Source organism: Halarchaeum nitratireducens (genome assembly GCF_017874695.1).
GTDB lineage: Archaea > Halobacteriota > Halobacteria > Halobacteriales > Halobacteriaceae > Halarchaeum > Halarchaeum nitratireducens.
On record NZ_JAGIKY010000010.1, the window covers coordinates 15,896 to 33,657 of the forward strand.

Annotated in this window: 13 protein-coding genes; all 13 read right to left on the minus strand. The window is 61.7% G+C overall.

All coding sequences use genetic code 11. The features are described 5' to 3' along the window. Positions 1-159: 159 nt before the first annotated feature. Complete coding sequence (locus tag J2754_RS10465) at positions 160-3,234, minus strand: VWA domain-containing protein (RefSeq protein ID WP_211087382.1); 3,075 nt, start codon at positions 3,232-3,234, stop codon at positions 160-162. A 90-nt stretch (positions 3,235-3,324) separates the two neighbouring features. Then, complete coding sequence (locus tag J2754_RS10470; RefSeq protein ID WP_245332984.1) at positions 3,325-4,827, minus strand: AAA family ATPase; 1,503 nt, start codon at positions 4,825-4,827, stop codon at positions 3,325-3,327. A 218-nt stretch (positions 4,828-5,045) separates the two neighbouring features. Next, on the minus strand, positions 5,046-6,560 hold the full coding sequence (locus J2754_RS10475) for a hypothetical protein (RefSeq protein ID WP_245332985.1): 1,515 nt from the start codon (positions 6,558-6,560) through the stop codon (positions 5,046-5,048). Between the two features lie 570 nt (positions 6,561-7,130). Further along, a complete protein-coding gene (locus J2754_RS10480) occupies positions 7,131-7,598 on the minus strand; it encodes a hypothetical protein (RefSeq protein WP_089768593.1) in 468 nt (155 codons plus the stop codon). Positions 7,599-7,708: 110 nt separating this feature from the next. Next, positions 7,709-8,935, minus strand: coding sequence for a hypothetical protein (locus tag J2754_RS10485; RefSeq protein ID WP_211087384.1), 1,227 nt, complete (start codon positions 8,933-8,935; stop codon positions 7,709-7,711). A gap of 271 nt (positions 8,936-9,206) precedes the next feature. After that, positions 9,207-9,845, minus strand: coding sequence for a hypothetical protein (locus J2754_RS10490; RefSeq protein ID WP_139175828.1), 639 nt, complete (start codon positions 9,843-9,845; stop codon positions 9,207-9,209). Positions 9,846-9,947: 102 nt separating this feature from the next. Continuing rightward, positions 9,948-10,979: a transcription initiation factor IIB gene (locus J2754_RS16470; RefSeq protein ID WP_089768587.1), complete on the minus strand. Its 1,032-nt coding sequence runs from the start codon at positions 10,977-10,979 to the stop codon at positions 9,948-9,950. Positions 10,980-11,119: 140 nt separating this feature from the next. Further along, positions 11,120-12,622, minus strand: coding sequence for a hypothetical protein (locus J2754_RS10500; protein WP_211087385.1), 1,503 nt, complete (start codon positions 12,620-12,622; stop codon positions 11,120-11,122). 137 nt (positions 12,623-12,759) lie between these two features. Beyond that, positions 12,760-15,378, minus strand: coding sequence for a DEAD/DEAH box helicase (locus tag J2754_RS10505; protein ID WP_089768583.1), 2,619 nt, complete (start codon positions 15,376-15,378; stop codon positions 12,760-12,762). Positions 15,379-15,494: 116 nt separating this feature from the next. Next, entirely contained in the window at positions 15,495-15,833 is a 339-nt protein-coding gene (locus J2754_RS10510) for a hypothetical protein (protein ID WP_211087387.1), read from the minus strand. Positions 15,834-15,906: 73 nt separating this feature from the next. Next, the gene (locus J2754_RS10515; RefSeq protein ID WP_089768579.1) at positions 15,907-16,098 is read right to left on the minus strand and encodes a hypothetical protein; all 192 of its coding nucleotides are present in this window, start codon (positions 16,096-16,098) and stop codon (positions 15,907-15,909) included. Between the two features lie 14 nt (positions 16,099-16,112). Then, positions 16,113-16,844, minus strand: a complete 732-nt coding sequence (locus J2754_RS10520; protein ID WP_235853665.1) for a DNA polymerase sliding clamp — start codon at positions 16,842-16,844, stop codon at positions 16,113-16,115. Between the two features lie 403 nt (positions 16,845-17,247). Next, entirely contained in the window at positions 17,248-17,415 is a 168-nt protein-coding gene (locus J2754_RS10525) for a hypothetical protein (protein WP_211087388.1), read from the minus strand. Positions 17,416-17,762 lie beyond the last annotated feature (347 nt).

Genomic DNA, 17,762 nt, shown 5'->3' on the forward strand with positions numbered 1-17,762 from the left:
TCTTGAATTCCCATCAGCGGCGTCGTAAAGGCGCCCCGTGCCGAGACCAGTAGAGGACGGTGTCCTCACTCGTTGGTCGGTCAACACCGAAGACGCTGGTAGCCAGAAAATCAGCGACACTTGGCGGGGTGGGGAAGAAGGCGGTGTCGGTGCTCATAGTTAGAGTCCGTCAAACATCACGACGAACTGGTCGAGGCGCCGGTCGAGGTCGTTGGTGTCGTGGACGTAGAGGTGGCGGTCGTAGAACTGCTCGACATCCTTCGCTCGCTCCGGAGCTTGTCCGTGGGGAGTGTCGAGAGCGAGCGTGAGTCCGCAAACAGGCGCGTACGTCTGCTGGAGCTCCTGCTGGTAGTCGTCTGCGGAGCCGGGTTTACCATCAGTGATGATGATGACGAGGGGGGAGTCGCGGCGCTGGTCAAGGAGGCGGCGGGCGAGTCCGAGAGCATCAGTGAGGGGTGTCCCGCCAGCCGTCTCGCCGCTCATCAGACTCGCTTGGACGTGATCGGTTTCGACGCTGAATGGTTTGATGAGGCGGGCGTCCCCGTGGACGAAGTCCATAATGGCGACGTTGATGCCGAGGTCCTCACAGGCGAGGGCGAACCGTGCAACAGCGTCTTCGGCAGTGTCGATGAGATTGCTCATCGAGCTGGAGCGGTCGAGGACGAGGACGAGGTCGTACTGTTTCTCGTCGCCCTGCTGGCGGACGCTGAAGGCGTCGACGTCGCCGCGGGCGAGGGCGCCAGCGCGGCGCCGGTCGAAGCTCCCGCTGGTGACACCGCTGCGGGTCTGGTCGCGGCGACTCTCTCGGAGCGCCATCCGGAGGGTGCCACCGACGGCGTCTGCACCCGCGGTCGCGGCTTGCCACCTCGCGGGAGGTGCCTGCTCACCGATCTGTGGGAGGATCGAGAGCGAGTCGAGACTCCCCTTTTCTGCGCCGGCGCCGCCACGTCGCCGTGCGGTCGTTGTGTCGGGGCTTTCGTCGGTGTCGCCGTCGTTCGCGAGATCTTCGAGGGCGGCTACGGTTTCTTCGAGGTCGCGTTCGAGCGCGTCCTGATCGGGAGTGGCGCGGTCAGCTTCCTCGTGAGCGGCGTCGTGGTCCGTGCTGAGCGCGTCGGCTCGTTCGTCGAGGGAATCATCGTACGCTGGCTCGGCGAGCGGCGCTGCGGCTTCCTCGACCAGCTTGCCGGTGTTGTCCATCTCGCCGTCTTGCACAGTGCCGTCATCGGTGGGGTCGTCGAGCGTGTCTGAGTCGATGTCCGCTTCATCCTCACTTGCCGTGCCGTTGCTTTCGTTGTCCGTGGCGTCTGTGTCGCCGCCGTCCGTGCCGCCAGCCGCGTCTCCGGCCACTCCATCGTCTCCGAATGGAACGCCGTCAGCGCGGTCGTCGGGCGCTCCTGCGCCATCTGTGTCTCCACCGGTAGTGTCGGACGTATCTGAGCCATCTGGGGTCGCCTCCTCGTCGGTACTCGCGGCCTCACCGCTGTCGCGTTCGGTGTGGTCACCGCCGAGGAATTCCGAAAGCGACGCCTGCCCGTTCGACGGGGCACTCGACGCATCGGATGCTCCGCTACTGTCTGCGGCGCCCTCGGTGGCCTCTCTGTCTCCCTGCTCCTCGATGCCGCTGTCTTCGGCCGCCGGCTCTCCGACCTCGTCGGACGTGGACTCAAGTTCGTCGCCGCTGGATGCTCCAACACCACTGTCACGTTCTCCGTCCACGGAGTCTGCACCGCCAGCACCCGTCCCCGACTCGTCCGACGGATCGTCGCTCTCGCCCTCGTCCGGGGAAGTGTCCATCGACTCGGCCTGGGGGTTAGGCTCGGCATCGGACTCCACATCGGACGCGGACTCAGACGCGGCATCGCCGTCGACATCAGTAGACTCGACGTCGTCGGGAGCGAGCTCGTCAGCGGTGTCTGCCGTCCCGATGTCCGGGTAGGCGAGGACGTCTGCGGAGTGCCCGTTCTGAGTCTGTTCGAGAGAGACGTTCTCTGGGTCGAAGTCCGCCGGCGGCTCCGCGGAAGCGTCGTCACCCGATGCCTCCGAGGAGTCGCGGTTAGCGGGCGACTCACCCTGCTCGCCGTTAGGAGTATCTCCGGACGTCTTCGGACTGTCGTCGGTTGGCGACTCCGAGACGTCACTCGGATCAGCGTCTGCGGCGCCGTCCCCACTGGGTGCATCCTCCGGCGACTCATCGGGTGCCTCTGCGTCCGTGTCGGGGTCAACGGACGGTTCGCTCGACTCGCCCTGCTCGCACTCGTCGGGCGTCGACGAGTCGGACTGAGAGGGCGACGGGGGCGTGTTCGGACTACTGCCACCCGTTGCGGCGGTGTCTTCGTCTTCTTGACCCTGCTGGTGGTTGTCCTCGTCTATCTGGTCGAGGAGCGGCTTGATAGTCTGTTCCCAGCAGTCGAGCACGGCATCTCCACGCTTCACGGAGTCGGGTTCACTGAGGACGGTCGCGAGGAGGTCATCGAGCGCGTCCTGTGTCTGCGCGAAGGCCGCCGCGTCATCCTGGGACTGGAAGGTGATCCGGAGGTCGTCCGGGTCAAGGAGGACGTCACTCTTCCCAGAGTCATAGATGCCGTAGTCGTAGAGGTAGGACTGGATCGCGTCCCGGTAGGTGAAGGTGATAGTAGCAGTGTCGGGGAGATCGCTCGCCATCTGAGTGAGACTCCGGTTGACGAGCTCGAGGCGGTCGGCGGCGAGCTGACTTTGTGCCGCTCGGAGTTGGTGTTCGATCGCGGCGTCCTCGGCGTAGTTGATGAGGCCGTGGACGAACTCCTGATACTCTTCGTCGACGCGCTCGTTGAGATGGTCGGCGACGACCGAGATGTTCGTGTAACGGATGTGGCCGAGTTCGTGTAGTGAGAGACCGAACTGCTGGGCGCGGTCGGCCGTGAGCTGGTCGTCGAGCGGGAGGTTATCGAGATTCGCCGGATTCGTGGAGATGAGGACGAGGTAGTCGCCGTCGACGGCATCGACGAGCTGCTGGGCGGCCTGCTGGTCGAAGTCGGTCGCATCGGCGTCGATTAGGCGATCGGCGTCTGTCGGGAGAACGCACGCAGTCTGGACGTGTGATGTGAGGACGACTTCGATGTTTTCGCCGGTGTGAGCCTGGATGTACTCGGTCAACCGTCGGGTTCGCTGTTGGGAGCGGCGGGCTTGCGCTGGACGGTCGGGGAGAACGGACCGTGCGGTGTCGGCGCCGCTCGACGCGGCTGTGAGTGATGGCATAACTGGAATCACCTCTGATGAAGACGGTTGGACGCGGCTACGTGCCGTCGCGCGAGAGAAACCCCTTGCTGGCGACGGCAGGCCGGGGAGTCAGGTGTCTTCGAGTTTGTCGTAGGTATCGTCGGGGTTCTGGTGGGGTTCGGCGCTCGCCTTCACGACGTGCTTGAGGGCACCGCGAACGCTCGCCCCCATATCGTACCAGTCGATGGCATCTTCGAGCTTCCGGGTGGAGAGCGTCGGCCACGTTTCGTTGTCACGGGTGGCGTTCGCGAACTCGACCATCCGACGGAGGCTGTCTCGGTCGATGCGCTGGCGACTTGTGTTGTACTTCTGATCGAGAAAGTCGATCTCGTCCTGGGGGTCCATATAGTCGAAGAAGATAGTTTGGAAGCGGTCACGAGTCGCGGCGTTCATCGGTTCGCTCCCTCGGTATTCGCGCGTTGGTGGGTTCATCGTGACGACAATCCGAGCGGCCGGGTGCGGGATGATCTCCTCGCCGGATTCCTTGACAGTGAGGACGTTCTGATTGAGAACCTTCTGGAGTGCCATCATCACACCCGCCGGCGCGGCGTTCACCTCGTTGATGACGATCGTGTAGCCGTGCTTCATCGCTTTCGTGAGAATGCCGTCGCGGAAGACGACGATGCGGTCCTCGTTGACCGTAGAGATACCGAGGAGGTCCTGGGCGAGCATCGAGGCGTCGGCGTCGACGCTGACGAGGACGCGATTTGTCTTGTAGTGGAGGTATTTGAGGAGGTAGTTCTTCCCGGCGCCGTGAGGGCCGACCAGTCGGAGGCCGCGGTTGCCGCGGGCGAGCTTCATCGCAGTCGCTTCAAGCGTGTCGAGCTGGACATCCTCCATCGTCGTCGTCTTCGGTACGATTACCTCATCGGCCCGCGTAGGCATATCGCGCTTCCGGACGATGTGTGGGTGGTCGTTGTCCTCGAGAATGGGGAGTCCGTAGAAGGTTGCCTCTTCGACCGGCATCGAGGAGTCGACAACTGCGAGCGGGTCGCCGACTTCCTGATCGACGTCAGTGATGGAGTAGACGGTCGCCGAACCGGAGGTGTCATCGCCGAGGCGTTCACGGTACCGAGTGAGGGCGTCTTCGGCGATCTTTGTCTCGACCTGGACGTGCTGACCGGCCTGTTGAACGATGAGCTGGGCTTTGCTCCCTGTGAGGGTTGGGATATCTGTGAGGTTCTCAGGGTCTGCACGGTGGAGTTCGCCGAACGTGGTGTACCCCGCGTCGATGAGGTTCTGCTCGACGCTGTCGCCGACGCCGTCCAGGATGGTGAAATCAATACTGTCGGCAGAGGCAGTGAGAGCGTCGACGTGTGCGGCGAGTTCAGTCGGGCAGTCGCCTTCTGGGGTAACGCTCGTGATGCGCTGACCGCCGTCGCTGTCGCGGTCGAGCGTGTAGATTCCGTTGCTAGCCCCGTCCTCGACGAGCCGGGTGACGGTGTCGCCATCGAGGTCGAGATAATCGCTGGCGCGGAGGTGAAGTGTCTCGATTGGGAGATCTCCGCCGGTTTCTTTGATGAGGCCGGCAGCGAGGTGGCTGAGGAACCGTTGCTGGTCGTCGGTACTCATGGACTGTGGGGCTACTTGTGACATAACTGGTCAATCGCGTTCACGGAGCGAAGTGCGGGAAAAATGTTCGACTGTGAGACCGTAACAGGATGGTGGTCGCAGTTGGCGCGCTGGTTAGTCGAAGTGGGAGATAGGATCTCGTGGGGGATAATCTCTGTAGTAGGCGACGCGGTCAGTCTTGAGAGGTGATGGAGGGTGACGGGAACGCATCTCTCAGACTACTGGTTCAGGGATTCTTGGATGGTGTTCTGGACGCGCTGGGCGTCAGTATCTGAGAGGTCGCGCTCAGAGGCGACTTCGACGCCGGGAATAGCGAATGCCTCACCGAGAGCATCACTGAGCGTCTGCTGGTCAGGCGCGATGCTCGGCTCGTCGTCATCGGCCTGCAGGTCGTGCTCGCGGGCGGCAAGCTGGATGGATTTGCCGGGTGAAAAGAGAATGTCGCGGGCAACCTCATTGTAAGCCTGGAAGGTGTCGGAGGCCCGGGCGCCCTCGAATTCACCGAGGGCGACAAGGAGCGACAACTGGAGATTCCAGAGTGTGGGATAGGAGTCAGGCATCGCGATGCGCGCAGCTCGAGTACTCGCGCTCTCGGCGTACGTGCTGGGGATACCGAGGTAGAAGTAGAAGTCGTCGACGTCGAAGGGGAGTTCCTCGAAGTCGATCGCAACCGAGCGGGCGCGAACGAGGACATCGTCGACGGTGGTCGTTCGCTCGTCGAGATCGTCGTAGATGTTTCCCCACCACTCCATAATGGGGACGCGGTCGTGAGCGCGTTCGTGCGCAGCGTTCGTGACATCGCCGACGTGTCGCCGCGAGTACCGCTGGCCGACACCGTACATAACCGTCCCCGATCCCGGGAAGAAGAGGAGGGGCTTCGCCCACATCGTCTGGGAGCCACGGAAGTCGTATCCGGTCTGGATACCACCGTAGACCGTCACAGTCGCTGTCTCGTCGTCCTCGTCGCTACCATCGCTCATCGTGGGATCGACATCGGCGAGCGCATCGTGTTCGCGAATAGCGGCCTTCGTCGAGCCATCCGACTGGCTCATATCGAGTTCGCGACGGAAGCCTGGGAGGATAACGGTGAGTTTCGCGACGCCACCCCAGTCCCGCATATCTGCCCAGCCAAACGCCTCGTCTGCGCCGTGTTTCTGGAGCGCCCCCATCAGTGGGAGGTAGGCCTCCTCGGGGTTGACGATCGAGTACGTGGAGGTCGCGATCTGCCAGCGGAACTTGACGGGGTAGCCGAGTGCTGCGAGGGCGAGGCGACGGCGGTCGATAATGTCCTGGTGATCGGTGACGTCAAGGAGACGGTCACTTGGCGCGTTCGCGGCGAGCTCCTCGATGGACTGGCCGGTCGCAGCTTCGAGGAGGTCAGCGTTGAGGCCGTCGACATCACGAATCTCTTCGGGGTCGACCGTCTCGTCCGCTGGATCAACGAATTCGTTGACCGCGTGGAGTTCTCCGCTGCTGGCCTGCGGGAGCGCCTTGATGACGACCTTCAGGGAGCGGGACTCGTTTGCGTCCGTGTTGAGAAAGCGGCGACCAGTGGGCTCGATACCGGCCGGATAGTCGGCTGTTGTCGCGTCCGCGGGGGTGAGCCCGAGGAAGGGTAGTGTCTGCTCCTTCGCGATGAGTGATCGGACGTCGATGCTCTCGTCGACTGCGAAGTCACGGTCGCTCCGTGGCGTCTCGCGGTGCTCTGAGCTGGGGTGAGTTTCAGCTGACATCATGGATGACCTCCTGGATTAGGGTCTGCGTGGGGTGGTGGCTGCCCGCCTGTGTGTGGACGGGCGTTTGCACCGCCCTCTGCCACCCGATCGGGGGGAAGAAAACTGCCTACGTCGTGCGGTGCTGTGCAGGGGGCGGGGCGGTGGGGGTTCGGTCGGTCGTGGAGCGCCTACGTCCGTTCGGGGTGGTGCTCGACGACCTCGTCGCGCTCCAGAGACCGACGAAGCACGGTGCCGTCTTCGAGGACGGCCGCGTTCGGGTTGGTGACGTCCATAATTCGGTTCTCGAGTGACTTCCGGTTCGCGAGGTTCGTCTTCCGGACACTTCCCTTTGAAGCGTCCCAGCCTCGGAAGTGCGGGTGGTCGGCTGCCAGCTCGCGGACCGCGGCTTCGCTCTCGCCTTCGATAAAGCACGCAAGCCGCGTCGCGCCTGCGCCGACGTCGGGAAATCGGACTCTATAGTACATTTTTGAATACGCCTCACCTCTCGTGGGGGAAAGAAAACCGGAGGGAAGCGTCGAGATTAGTCAGTAGGCGGTTCGGTGTTTTGTAGTCAAGATGGCAAGCCAGTCACCCGATGCTTCGATGCTCGCCGCAGCTCGTACAGCGTTGGTCAACCGAACCTGCTTGCCTCGACGAGGATGAGATTTCACCCCCGCAGTAGGGGCACTCAGCGTCGTCATCGGGCGTGCTGGGAAGGTCGTCACGACTGACGTTGTCGGCGATGGCCTGCCGGTAGAGAGTGAAGGCTTCAGCGAGGTTCCCTGCTCTCCACTCGTCCGTTGGGACGGCGAGGCCTTCGCCGAGAGAACCGTGCCAGAGGTAGATGCGACCATCAAAGCCGTAGAGATCGATGGTGAAGACACGCCATTCGGAAGTTTTCGCGAGCAGAGTGATGTAGTCCTCGTGGAGTGCATCGGCGTGGATGTCCGGGTCAAGCTGGGGATGGTTTTCGGCGAACGCCGCGACCTCGTTTTCGTCGAGTGGGAGCGGGTGCTCTGTCAGTACTGTGAAGGCCCGTGGTCTGGTGTTGGTCATACTGAGTTATCTCGTGGGTCACCTGTAATGGCCGGAGAGAAATCCGACGGAATGATGGAAAATTCTTGTCGTCGGGTTCGCTCTCGGAGCCACACACGGGGCCCGCCGAGTCACGAACGGACGTCACGGATTCGAGCGGCAAGTTCTCGACGAAGAGTGACGAGTTCGTCTCTGTGCTGGTTTCGCTCGATGGTTTTCTCTCTGAGTTCGCGGTGGAGGTCCCGCAGCGACCGGCCGGATGTCGGGGATGGGGAGGGGGCAGGTTGGTCGGACACCTCCTCGTGGTCGGAGTCGGCTTCGTACTCGGGGATGTCCGCGCCACGAGCGCGGAGTTCGTCGACGGCCTCCCAGAAATCCTTCCCGGATGGATACTCGCCGGCGGTCGTGATGATGTCTTCCTCGAGAGCGACGACCTGGAGGGCGTCGAGAACAATGAGTCCGTCCCGATAGATCCAGCCGTCATCCATCTCGGCGAGGCGGGTCCCGGAGTCCGAATTCGTCCAACAGGGGTTCCGTGATTTCGTGCCGTCACTACGAGTTTCCGTAATTGGCGAGGCAAGGCGGATTTCGGACGGTCGCGTCGTCTCGACCGCCCGGTAGACATCTTCGATATTGGTCGTGAATGTTGGCGGTGACCGTTGAGATGGAGACGGCGAGGGGGCCTCAGACAACGCTTCCGTGGGCGGCTCTGAGGCCTCAGATGAGGTATCTGCCTGTGGCTGCGGGGCCGTGAACGCATCGACAACGTCGTCGATGAATGCCTGCGCTGGCTGCGTTTCGGTAGGCGTCCCGACGAGATGTTGGCCGGACATCGCGACGAAACGGGCGGAGTCGTAGACTTCGATAGAGGGGTTCGGAAAGGTGTCATAGGTGGGAAGATCGTCGGTAACAGTCGTGACGTCATCGGGGAGCTGACCACGGCAGAGGATGTGAACGCCGGTTCCAGAGGGGGAGACATCGGCGTACGAATCTGCAGTATGCAAATGTTCGTGGACGACGGGGTGGATAGCGCCAGTTCCCGGATCACGAGCATCGTCGTAGTCGACGACGACGAGGTTTTCGTCGGGGTACTTGTCACGGTTGCGGATGACGTACGCAAGCGCGAAGCCGGCGGAGAGTTTCTCGACCCAGTCTTGGGCGGTGTCGAAGTCCGTCCAAACCGCCGGGTTCTGAGCATTGACGTACCGCTTGGGCCAGTCCGGATAGGCGTAGGGCGCTCGTGGGATCTTTCTGGCGTTGTCGGTTGGCCTCCAGGTCAACCACTGGTCGTGGTCACGACAGTCTGCTGGATAAGTGGCCGTCTCAAACGCGGGGGTTGGGGGACTCGTGAATGGCATAGTGGGATATGACGAGGGGAGGTGACGATGTTATCTGCGCGTTCTATTCCGGTCGCGCGGGAGAAATTAGTAGAGGAATCGAAGAGGGTCTACAGGGGTAACAATTCAGAGATCGCCGTCGGACACCCTAACGCGGTGGCTTAGAGGAGAAAATCAATACGTCGACAGTCGTGTGGATTAGCCTACGGGTGTATATTTTGAAATGATCAAATCTCTTGATTGTTCGGAGTCGATGTGGTCGGCTTGAAATTAGATTCAGAAGCATCCATATTCAGGGAGAACTGAACTTATTTGACCAGTATGCGATGAGGGGAACGCCGAGGAGGGTTGGCCATAACCACGCGATAATCCCCAGTTCGGACGTGAGGTTGACAGCTGAAACGGCACTAACCGTAGCAATAAACGCGCCAATCATCCGTTGGAGGTGGTTGATCATCCATTCTCCGGAGTTCTCACCATAGAAGGAACGAATATCCAGTGTTCCGAACGCAATTCCGATTCCACCGAAGACGATCATTACGACCCCGAAAGAATTCCCATCAAGAAACCAGTTGATGCCCCACAGACCAAGTCCCACACACGCAAGAACGACGCTCCCAGCAGCTCCCCAGTCGACCATATGGGCAGTGCTGGTCGGCCGTTTCCGAGAGAGTGCACGGTATCCCGAGAACGCAAGGTATCCACTAAAGATCGCGACGAGCGTGAGGATGATGCGGAACGCCACAGGGTCGATAGCTACTAGAACGAAGACTGTCGCAACGACAACGCCCATCGATACGAGAAAGACCTTCCCGACTTGTCGATGTCTCCATCCTCCCTTTTTGGTCACGAGTGCACCGAGGCCAGCGAACAGAGCGACTGTGCCTGCAGCAATGTGCAACCACAGTAACCACACCTCAACTGTCGGCATAGCTGAAATTCAGAAACTGCCTTCATAAAGATTGGTGCGTAATGCAATGTTCCTTGGTTGAGCTTACCAGTCGTCAAAATGTGGTCGCTCACGTTCGAGAGGTCAGGCTTCGACCATCGGGAAACACGTATCCTGGATGTCGTGGTAGCGGTTGCGAATCGTGACCACACTCACGTTCGCGGCCTCCGCAAGTTCGGATTGCGTACACGAGTTACTAGAAGGCGAATCTGAGTGGTGCGTGGCGACGTAGAGGGCAGCGGCGGCGATCCCGACGGGATGCTTCCCGGAATGGATGCCTGCCTCCATAACGTCCTTGAGGAGTTCTGTCGTAAACCGCTTGGTCTCCTGGCTGAGATCGAGTTCCGAACAGAGACGGGAGAGATAGTCCCGTGGATCGGGTGGCGGGACTTCGAGTTCGAGTTCACGGACGAGATACCGGTAGGTGCGCTTGATGCGGATTTTATCGTCGATTCGACTGACCTGCGTGAGGGCTTCGAGATCCTGTGGGAGACCGGCCTGCCGGATAGCGGCGTAGACGGCTGCAGTCGCGACGCCTTCGTAACTCCGACCGGGGAGGAGGTCCTGATTACTGGCCCGGCGGCAGATGACGGCGGCGATGTCGTAGTCATCGTCGGGGAGATCGAGAGCGGCGGCCATACGCTGAATTTCTGAAAGCATCGCCTTGAGGCCGCGTTCCTTCGAGTTCCCGGTCCGGGACCGTTGTTGCCACGTGCGAAGTCGGGTCAGCTGCGCTCGCCGTTGTGAGGAGATGGTGTTCCCGTGGGCATCCTTGTTGCGCCAGTCGATCTCGGTGCTGAGGCCAAAGTCGTGCTGGGTTGGCGTGAGTGGGCTCCCTGTGTGGGACTTCTGTTCGCGTTCGTCCGCAGAGAAGGCCTGCCAGTCGGGGCCGCGGTCGATAGCATTCTCCGTGACGACGAGTCCACAGTCAGCACACCGGGTTTCTCCATGAACGTGGTCGACGTGAAGATCTCCGTCGCACTCGGGACACGTAGCGGTCCTAGCGGCGACGGCGGCGTCAGTGGTCTCGGATGGTCCAGTCGTACGCTCCGAGTCGGGTATCTTGCGAGTCCGAATCCGGTTGCTATCGGGAGTAGATGAATCGTTCTCGGTCATAGTGAGGGACGGAGAGGGATCGGTGATGACTCCCGCCACCTCACGTCGGGGGCGAAAAACAGGAACCGAGAGGTAAGACGGTGGATATGGCTTTAGGATAGGGTGTACACCCCTGGTACCGAGTGAAAATCACCAGGTGCTCAGCGGGAAGTTGAGGACGAGGAGTCCGAGCGAAGGAAGGACTTGAGACGAGCGAGACGTCCACCTGAGTCGTCGGCTGTGGAGTGCTCGAGATTGCCATCGTCGTCAGCGTGGGTGTCGGCGACATATTCAACGATCGCGACGAGCGTTTGTTCATCCAGGATGTCGACGAGCGTGTCAGTGTCGAGGGCACGAACTTGGACTTCGGCGTCGTTCTTGAGGGCGTCTTCGAGTTGGGAGTTACGGACGTGGATACGCCGAAGTTTCTTTGTTCGCTCATCGAGTTCGGCTTCGAGTTCGTCTATCCGCTCCTGTCGAGCTTCGAGTTCGGCTTCAAGGCGGTCGATTTCTGCCTTGTAGAGTGATTCTGCGCCCTCGCCGCGTCGGGGAGAATCGCGGCCACGCGTCCGACCGCTGCTGTGGGATGACCCCGGGTCGGACGGTGATGAACTGCCCGTCGCCTGGGCGTCGGCGTCGCGGTCAGGGGTGTAGTCGGGGGCAGAGTCGGGAGCAGGCGACCAGTCGCTTGCCGATGGGGCGGCCTCCGACTTGTCCTCCTCGTACTCGGGGATGTGCGCGCCGCGAGCACGAAGCTCGTCGACGGCCTCCCAGAAGTCCTCCCCAGAGGGATAATCTCGTTCGTCGGTAATGATGCCTTCCTCGAGGGCGACGACTTGGAGAGCGTCGAGGCCGATGAGACCATCGCGGTACACCCAGCCTTCATCGAGCTGAGCGAGGCGCGTGCCAGACGAAGAGTTCGCCCAAGATGGATCCAGTGACTGCGTACCGTCAGCGCGCTCCTCAGTGACAGTCGAGCGGAGGCTGATGTCTCTCGGTCGGACGTGCTGGATGGCGTCGAAGACATCCTGAATGTCGCTCGTGGTCTCGACGTCTTCGATGTCCTCGCGAGTGGTATCCGGTTCAAAGGCGACTTCATCGGGGGTCGCTGCGGAGACAGTCGCATAGTCCTCGACGAGCCCATCAAGGAAGGTCCGGCAGTCGCGCGTCTCGGTGGGTGTACCGGCGATGTGTCTGCCGGTCATCGTGATGAAACGCGCGGATTCATAGACCTCGATCGACGCCTCGGGAAAGGCCTGGTGTTCGGAGAGGTCGTCAGAGATGGTCTTGACGCGCTCGGGGAGCTGACCGCGGCAGAGGATGTGAACGCCGGTTCCAGACGGAGAGACATCGGCGTAGGATTCGGCGTCAGCAAGATGATCGTGGACGAGGGGGTGGATTTCACCCGTGTCGGGATCGCGGACGTCGTCGTAGTCGATGACGACGAGGTCGGTCTCGAAGTCGTTGCGGTCGGGAATGACGTACGCAGGTTGGTGATGGGGAAGTTTATCTGCCCATTCTGCTGCGGTCTCGAAGTCCGTCCAGATGATTGGGTCCTGCGCGGAGACGTACCGATCTGGCTGATTCGAGTTGTGATAGGGTGCGCGGGGGATCTTGCGGCCGTCGTCGGCTTCCTTCCAGGTCAGCCATCGTGAGACCTTCATACGGTCCTCGGGATAGACGCCTGACTCGGTCGGTGGGGCGGGGAGATCGCTCGCCATGAGCAGTCAACTCGCCAGAACATATACAGTTCTCTGACTTTAGTCCATGGGTGGGTGTCGCGAAGAGGACGATGTAACGGTCAGGCTGCCTGCGTATCATCGAGGAGGAGTTCCGCAAGGAGGCGCGCGCCGACCTTGTCGAGCGTCTGGTTGCTCAAGGCGTCGTGAGGGTGGTGGATACAGGCCGGGCATCCCTCATCACATTCGCAGTCGGCAACGCGAGTCTGTGCGAATTCGAGGGCATCCTCGAGGTGCTGGAAGATGCTACGAGCGAGGCCGACACCACCAGGATGGTCGTCGTAGAGGACAATCGTAGGGTGACCGGTTGTGTCGAGACGCGAGATTGCGAGCCCGCGCATATCGCTGCGGTCGCAGAGGACGGTTGCTGGAAGGACGCCCAGCAGTGCGTTCGTGAGGGCGTAGAGGCTCCCCTCGAAGGACGGCGATGGCGCGTCAGGGTCATCGGCGTTGGGATGCTCCTCGGTGAAGGCATCCCGAATGGCGGGCGGGATGGTGATGACGAGACCATCCGAGGAGAGTTCGGTTTCCGGAAGGTCGGTCTCGATGGGAACAGGTCCATTCAAGCTCCCGGACTGGTGGGTGTAGTAGCTGACGACGGTTTCGCTGACGGTCAACTCGGTGAGCTGGACGGCGGGGGGTGCTGTGTCGGCGCTTGCGTCACCGCCGTCAGTCGCAACCTCAGGGTCGGCTGTGCCGGGAAGGCCGCGTGACTCGTCGGCGTCTTGGAGCGTGAGCGTGCGGTCTGTGACCGCGCTAGTCGTGTAGGTCGCGTTTGTAGGCTCGACCCACGCGATTGGCGAGGCAGAACCGGATGCTCCCGGCGGGGTTTCCGGGTTGAGATCGATGTCGATGACGCGGTATCGCTGGCCTTGATGGAAGTAGATCGCGCCGGGGTGGGCATCACGAAGACCGGAGGCGAGTGGAAGTTCACCGAGAACGTCGAGCTCGTTACTCGCGGGGATATCCGGGGGGGACTGGTCGTCCGGTGTCACAACGATACGGAGCGAGCGCGAGTTGATCGACCGGAGGGAAACGTGCTGGCTCGGCGGCGGTCCCCCGTCGGGAACGTACGTCCACGTGATATCTGTCGATGTGAGCGAGCGGTCGAGGACGCCGGCATCGGTGAGTGCTGAGACGTACTTCGGGAGGTCATCGCCAAACCAAGTGTTGTCGTCGGTGGAGAGGGGGGCTTCGGCGGCGGCTGCCGGAAGGTGTTCGGTAAGGACACGTGGGTTCTGGGGGTTGCATTCGACGGATTCGACGCTGCCGTCAAGGAGATCGTCCGGATGGTCGAGTGCGTATTGGTCGAGCGGATCAGCGCCGCCGACGAGGCCGACAATGCTCGGGTCGGTCCCCCGGCCGGCACGGCCGGCTTGCTGGAAGAGTTCCATCCGTGTTCCCGGATAGCCGTCGACGAGGACGGCGTCGAGGTTCCCGATGTTGATCCCGACCTCGAGGGCGTTCGTGCTCCAGACGACGCGGATGTCGCCGGAATGCAGCCCGGCTTCAAGTTCTTCTCGCCGCTCGTCCGAGAGTGCGGCCTGATACGCGGCCACGTCGTCGGCGAGGCTGGGATAACCGTCACGCTGGAGGCGGCGAGCGGTGACCTGAGCGTACTGTTCGGCCGCTTGTCGACTTCGCGTGAAGACGATGGTCTGGAGACCGCGTTCGACGAGCGCCGCTGCGAGACGTGCGGTCGTCCGGTGTGTCGATCGAGCTTGCCCCTGCTGGCCGCGGGGTGGTTGCCAGAAGAGCCAGTGCGTTGAGCCGCCGGCACTTGTGTCCTGGTCGACGACGTGAACGTCGGCCGGGTCGACGCCAGTCAGCTGGACAGTGTGCTGTCGGGGGTTGTCGATGGTGGCTGAGCAGGCGACGATTGTCGGGTCAGCGTCGAAGGTTTTCGCAAGCCGGCGGAGTCGTCGAAGGACGACGCCGACGTGACTACCAAAGACGCCACGGTACTGATGCTGTTCGTCGATGACGATCAGGTCCAAGTTGGAGAGGAACCAGCCCCAGAGTTTGTGGGCGAACGGGAGGATGGAGTAGTTGATCATATCAGGCGTCGTCGCGAGAACGTGCGGTTGCCGCTCGCGGACGCGACGTTTCTGGTGTCGAGAGAGTCCGCCCGTGTAGCGCCCTGCGTCAAGACTGGAGTCGACGTTCTGGAAGAAGTCGTAGAGATCGTCGGCTTGGTTGTTGATGAGAGCGCGCGTCGGTGCGATATAGAGAGTACGGGCGTCGTCGACGAGGGCGCGCTCGGCGGCGAGAATCGAATACGGGAGTGATTTCCCCGACCCGGTCGGGGTCGCGAGGGTGACGTGTTTGCGGAGTCGAGCGTGCCGAATCGCTTCCGCCTGATGGTCGTAGACTTGATCGATGCCCTTCTTGCGGATCGCCTCGGAAAGCTCCGGGCGCAGAGGGACATCCGTAGTCTGCGCTGACCGTCCAGTCATCACGCGGTGGTTCACGAGGGTTCCACCGACGGTGGCCTCGTTCTCGGCAAGCCAGTCGACAGTATTGTGGATCGAGGGGCGTTCGCCGGCTGATCCATCGAAGGCGCGTGTCCCTGTTTTGAGCTCTACGTGCTGGGAGACTGCCGCGTCGGTGCTCGGCTTGGAGCGACTCTTCGAGCCGGCACGCGATACGTTCGACTCTGACGGTGGTGACTCCTTCGTCATAACGTCCTTCACCTCCAGTGGAGGGAGAGAAATGCCGTGCGGGGATGCCGGAGATCAGTGATGGTTCTTCGGATGACGATGCCTCGACGAGCGGAGCGAGATGTTCTCAAGGCCGACTACGGAGTAGCCTCAACGAGTGCACTTGTCTCGTCGTCCGTCGGCGTCGAGCGACGTGCGCGCACCGCCGTCGGGGGAAGGAGTTCGAACGCGATATGGCGGAACTGCACGAGTCCGCACGACTCGTTCGGGCAGACGATAACGTTGGCGTCGGCGTCAATCGCGCTGCCGGGGACGGCGGGAGCGTCCTCAGGGAGGATGCTGTCTTCACCAAGGTCGCGCTCGTCGTCGTAGAGGGCGAGATCGGTGTAGTAGTAGATCCCCTTGTGCTCGCAACGGGGGCAGCTGTACGCGAGGATCTGACCAGCGGGGGCAGCAGCAGAGGGTTTCACGGGCAATCAATCGAAAGTGCGTTGCCCGGACGTTTAACCTCAGGGGTGCAGCCGGGGCCGGGCGGTAGGAGAGTGGGGATCAGGGATCGGCTTCCCAGTACTGGATGGCGAGGCGGCCGTTGCCGAGATCGTCGACATCGTAGGCAATGTCGTCGGGGATGTTGAGGTCGACGATGGCTTCACCCTCGACGAGCTGGGAATCATCGAGGCCAGTCTGTTCGGCGCTCGTTTCGAGTTCAGGATCGAGTGGTGGAGTCGAATCGGACGTCATGGATTCTGGAGACATCAGTCACTTTGAATCCGAGGGGCGAGCATCTGGGTGACAGTGGCGGCGCCGTCGGCGTACTCGTAGTTGAATTTCGCGGGGAAGTCCTCGCCGAGGAGGATTTCGACTTCGGCGTCCTTCGGGATCGCCTTGTTGAGATCCTTGAGGTAGTCCAGCGAGAAGAGCGAGTCGGCAGCGCCGATCTCGAGGTCGATGAGGTCGTCGCGACTGAGTTCGAGGTCGACATCGTCGGTATCGCCTTCGGCGTGGACGCGGAAGGCCTCGTCGTTGGGATCGACGATGAGTTCGACGTGGTCTGAGACCATATCGGCGGCCCGAACAGCACGGTCGATGTCGCGACCTTCGAGGACGACGCGTGCTGGGAGGTCGAGGTCGGGGATGTCGGGCTCTTGGCGGATCGTGTCGGGGTCGAGGAGTGCGAGCGTGTACTCGAGACCGCCGAACTCGATGATGAGCTTGCGGGTCTCCGGGTCGAGCGACATCTGGATGAGGTCGTCGTTGTCAGCCATACCGACGACGTCGGCGAGCTTGGTGAGGTCGACGCCGAGGACGCCACCATCGGCCTGATAAGACTCGAAGGCGGTTTCGGTGATGTTCGTCTCGTCCATCGCGACGTTCGCGGGATCGACAGCGGCGAGGCGAAGGCCGAGATCGTTCAGGTGGACGCGAGACTCGTCGACGAGAACGCTAAGCGTGGTGATCGTCTGGTCGAGGCGGTCAGCCTCGATGATCGCCGAGAACGCCTGGGGTGGGCGGGAGTCGGACGGCGACTCCTCATCGCTGCCGTCACTATCGGTCTCTGCGTCATCTGCTTTCTCGACTTCCGTCCCGTCAGCGTCGGGGGCTTCGGCCTCCGTGTCAGAGGCGTCAACCTCAGTATCGGCCTCGACGCCGATGTCGGGCTCTTCATTTGGGTCGGTGTCGGTACCGTTGGGTGATTCGGGTGTGGATTCTGCCATAGGTGTGATGGATTGTGATCGTTGGGATCGTCGTGATTGTCGGTAGACGCGAGTAGACTGTTCTCGAGGCTGGTGTGGGACGTCTCACTCGAGCTTACATCTCTCGTGGAGTGCGAAAAACGGCCGTACTGGACGGACCTGTGAGTCCTTGGTGGAGGCATCGTAGTCTTGACGGTCAGTCCAAGTGGAGGGTCGTCCAGAGATCGAACGCGGCGTCCTTGTAGAGGACAGTCTCGCAGTCCGCGCACTGATACTCGACGGCGCCGAGCCGGTCACCTCCGCCGAGCCGCGTGACTTTGCCGCCACGATGCCGCGCAATTTCCGTCCCGATGAAGGAGGACACGATCAGTCTCGATCCACAGTGCGGGCACGGCTGCCCCGGCTTCCAGTCCGGACGGCGACTCGTATGCACGTGATGAGCAATGCCATTCGAGCTCGGCGAAGTGACGGCGTACGGTTTGTACTCCGCGAGGGGGTCGTACTCCTCATCGGCGAGCACGGAGTTATCCGAGTGCTGGTTCGGAGACTGTCCGTCACGATTGTCGGTCATAGGAAATCCCTCACTCTCGGCAGGGGAGAACAAACTACTGCCTGTCCGATACGCGAGCGGACGGCTCTAGATGATTAGAGGTACTCGACGGAGATTGAGTAGTCCACGGTCGATTCTTTTTCGTCGACAAATGCGAGGGA

Bases quoted from the DNA above. Each gene is read 5' to 3' on its own strand.
- J2754_RS10490 (WP_139175828.1), bottom strand. From the start codon at position 9,845: ATGCCGACAGTTGAGGTGTGGTTACTGTGGTTGCACATTGCTGCAGGC.
- J2754_RS10485 (WP_211087384.1), bottom strand. From the start codon at position 8,935: ATGCCATTCACGAGTCCCCCAACCCCCGCGTTTGAGACGGCCACTTAT.
- J2754_RS10480 (WP_089768593.1), bottom strand. From the start codon at position 7,598: ATGACCAACACCAGACCACGGGCCTTCACAGTACTGACAGAGCACCCG.
- J2754_RS10465 (WP_211087382.1), bottom strand. From the start codon at position 3,234: ATGCCATCACTCACAGCCGCGTCGAGCGGCGCCGACACCGCACGGTCC.
- J2754_RS10505 (WP_089768583.1), bottom strand. From the start codon at position 15,378: ATGACGAAGGAGTCACCACCGTCAGAGTCGAACGTATCGCGTGCCGGC.
- J2754_RS10515 (WP_089768579.1), bottom strand. From the start codon at position 16,098: ATGACGTCCGATTCGACTCCACCACTCGATCCTGAACTCGAAACGAGC.
- J2754_RS10475 (WP_245332985.1), bottom strand. From the start codon at position 6,560: ATGTCAGCTGAAACTCACCCCAGCTCAGAGCACCGCGAGACGCCACGG.
- J2754_RS16470 (WP_089768587.1), bottom strand. From the start codon at position 10,979: ATGACCGAGAACGATTCATCTACTCCCGATAGCAACCGGATTCGGACT.
- J2754_RS10500 (WP_211087385.1), bottom strand. From the start codon at position 12,622: ATGAAGGTCTCACGATGGCTGACCTGGAAGGAAGCCGACGACGGCCGC.
- J2754_RS10470 (WP_245332984.1), bottom strand. From the start codon at position 4,827: ATGAGTACCGACGACCAGCAACGGTTCCTCAGCCACCTCGCTGCCGGC.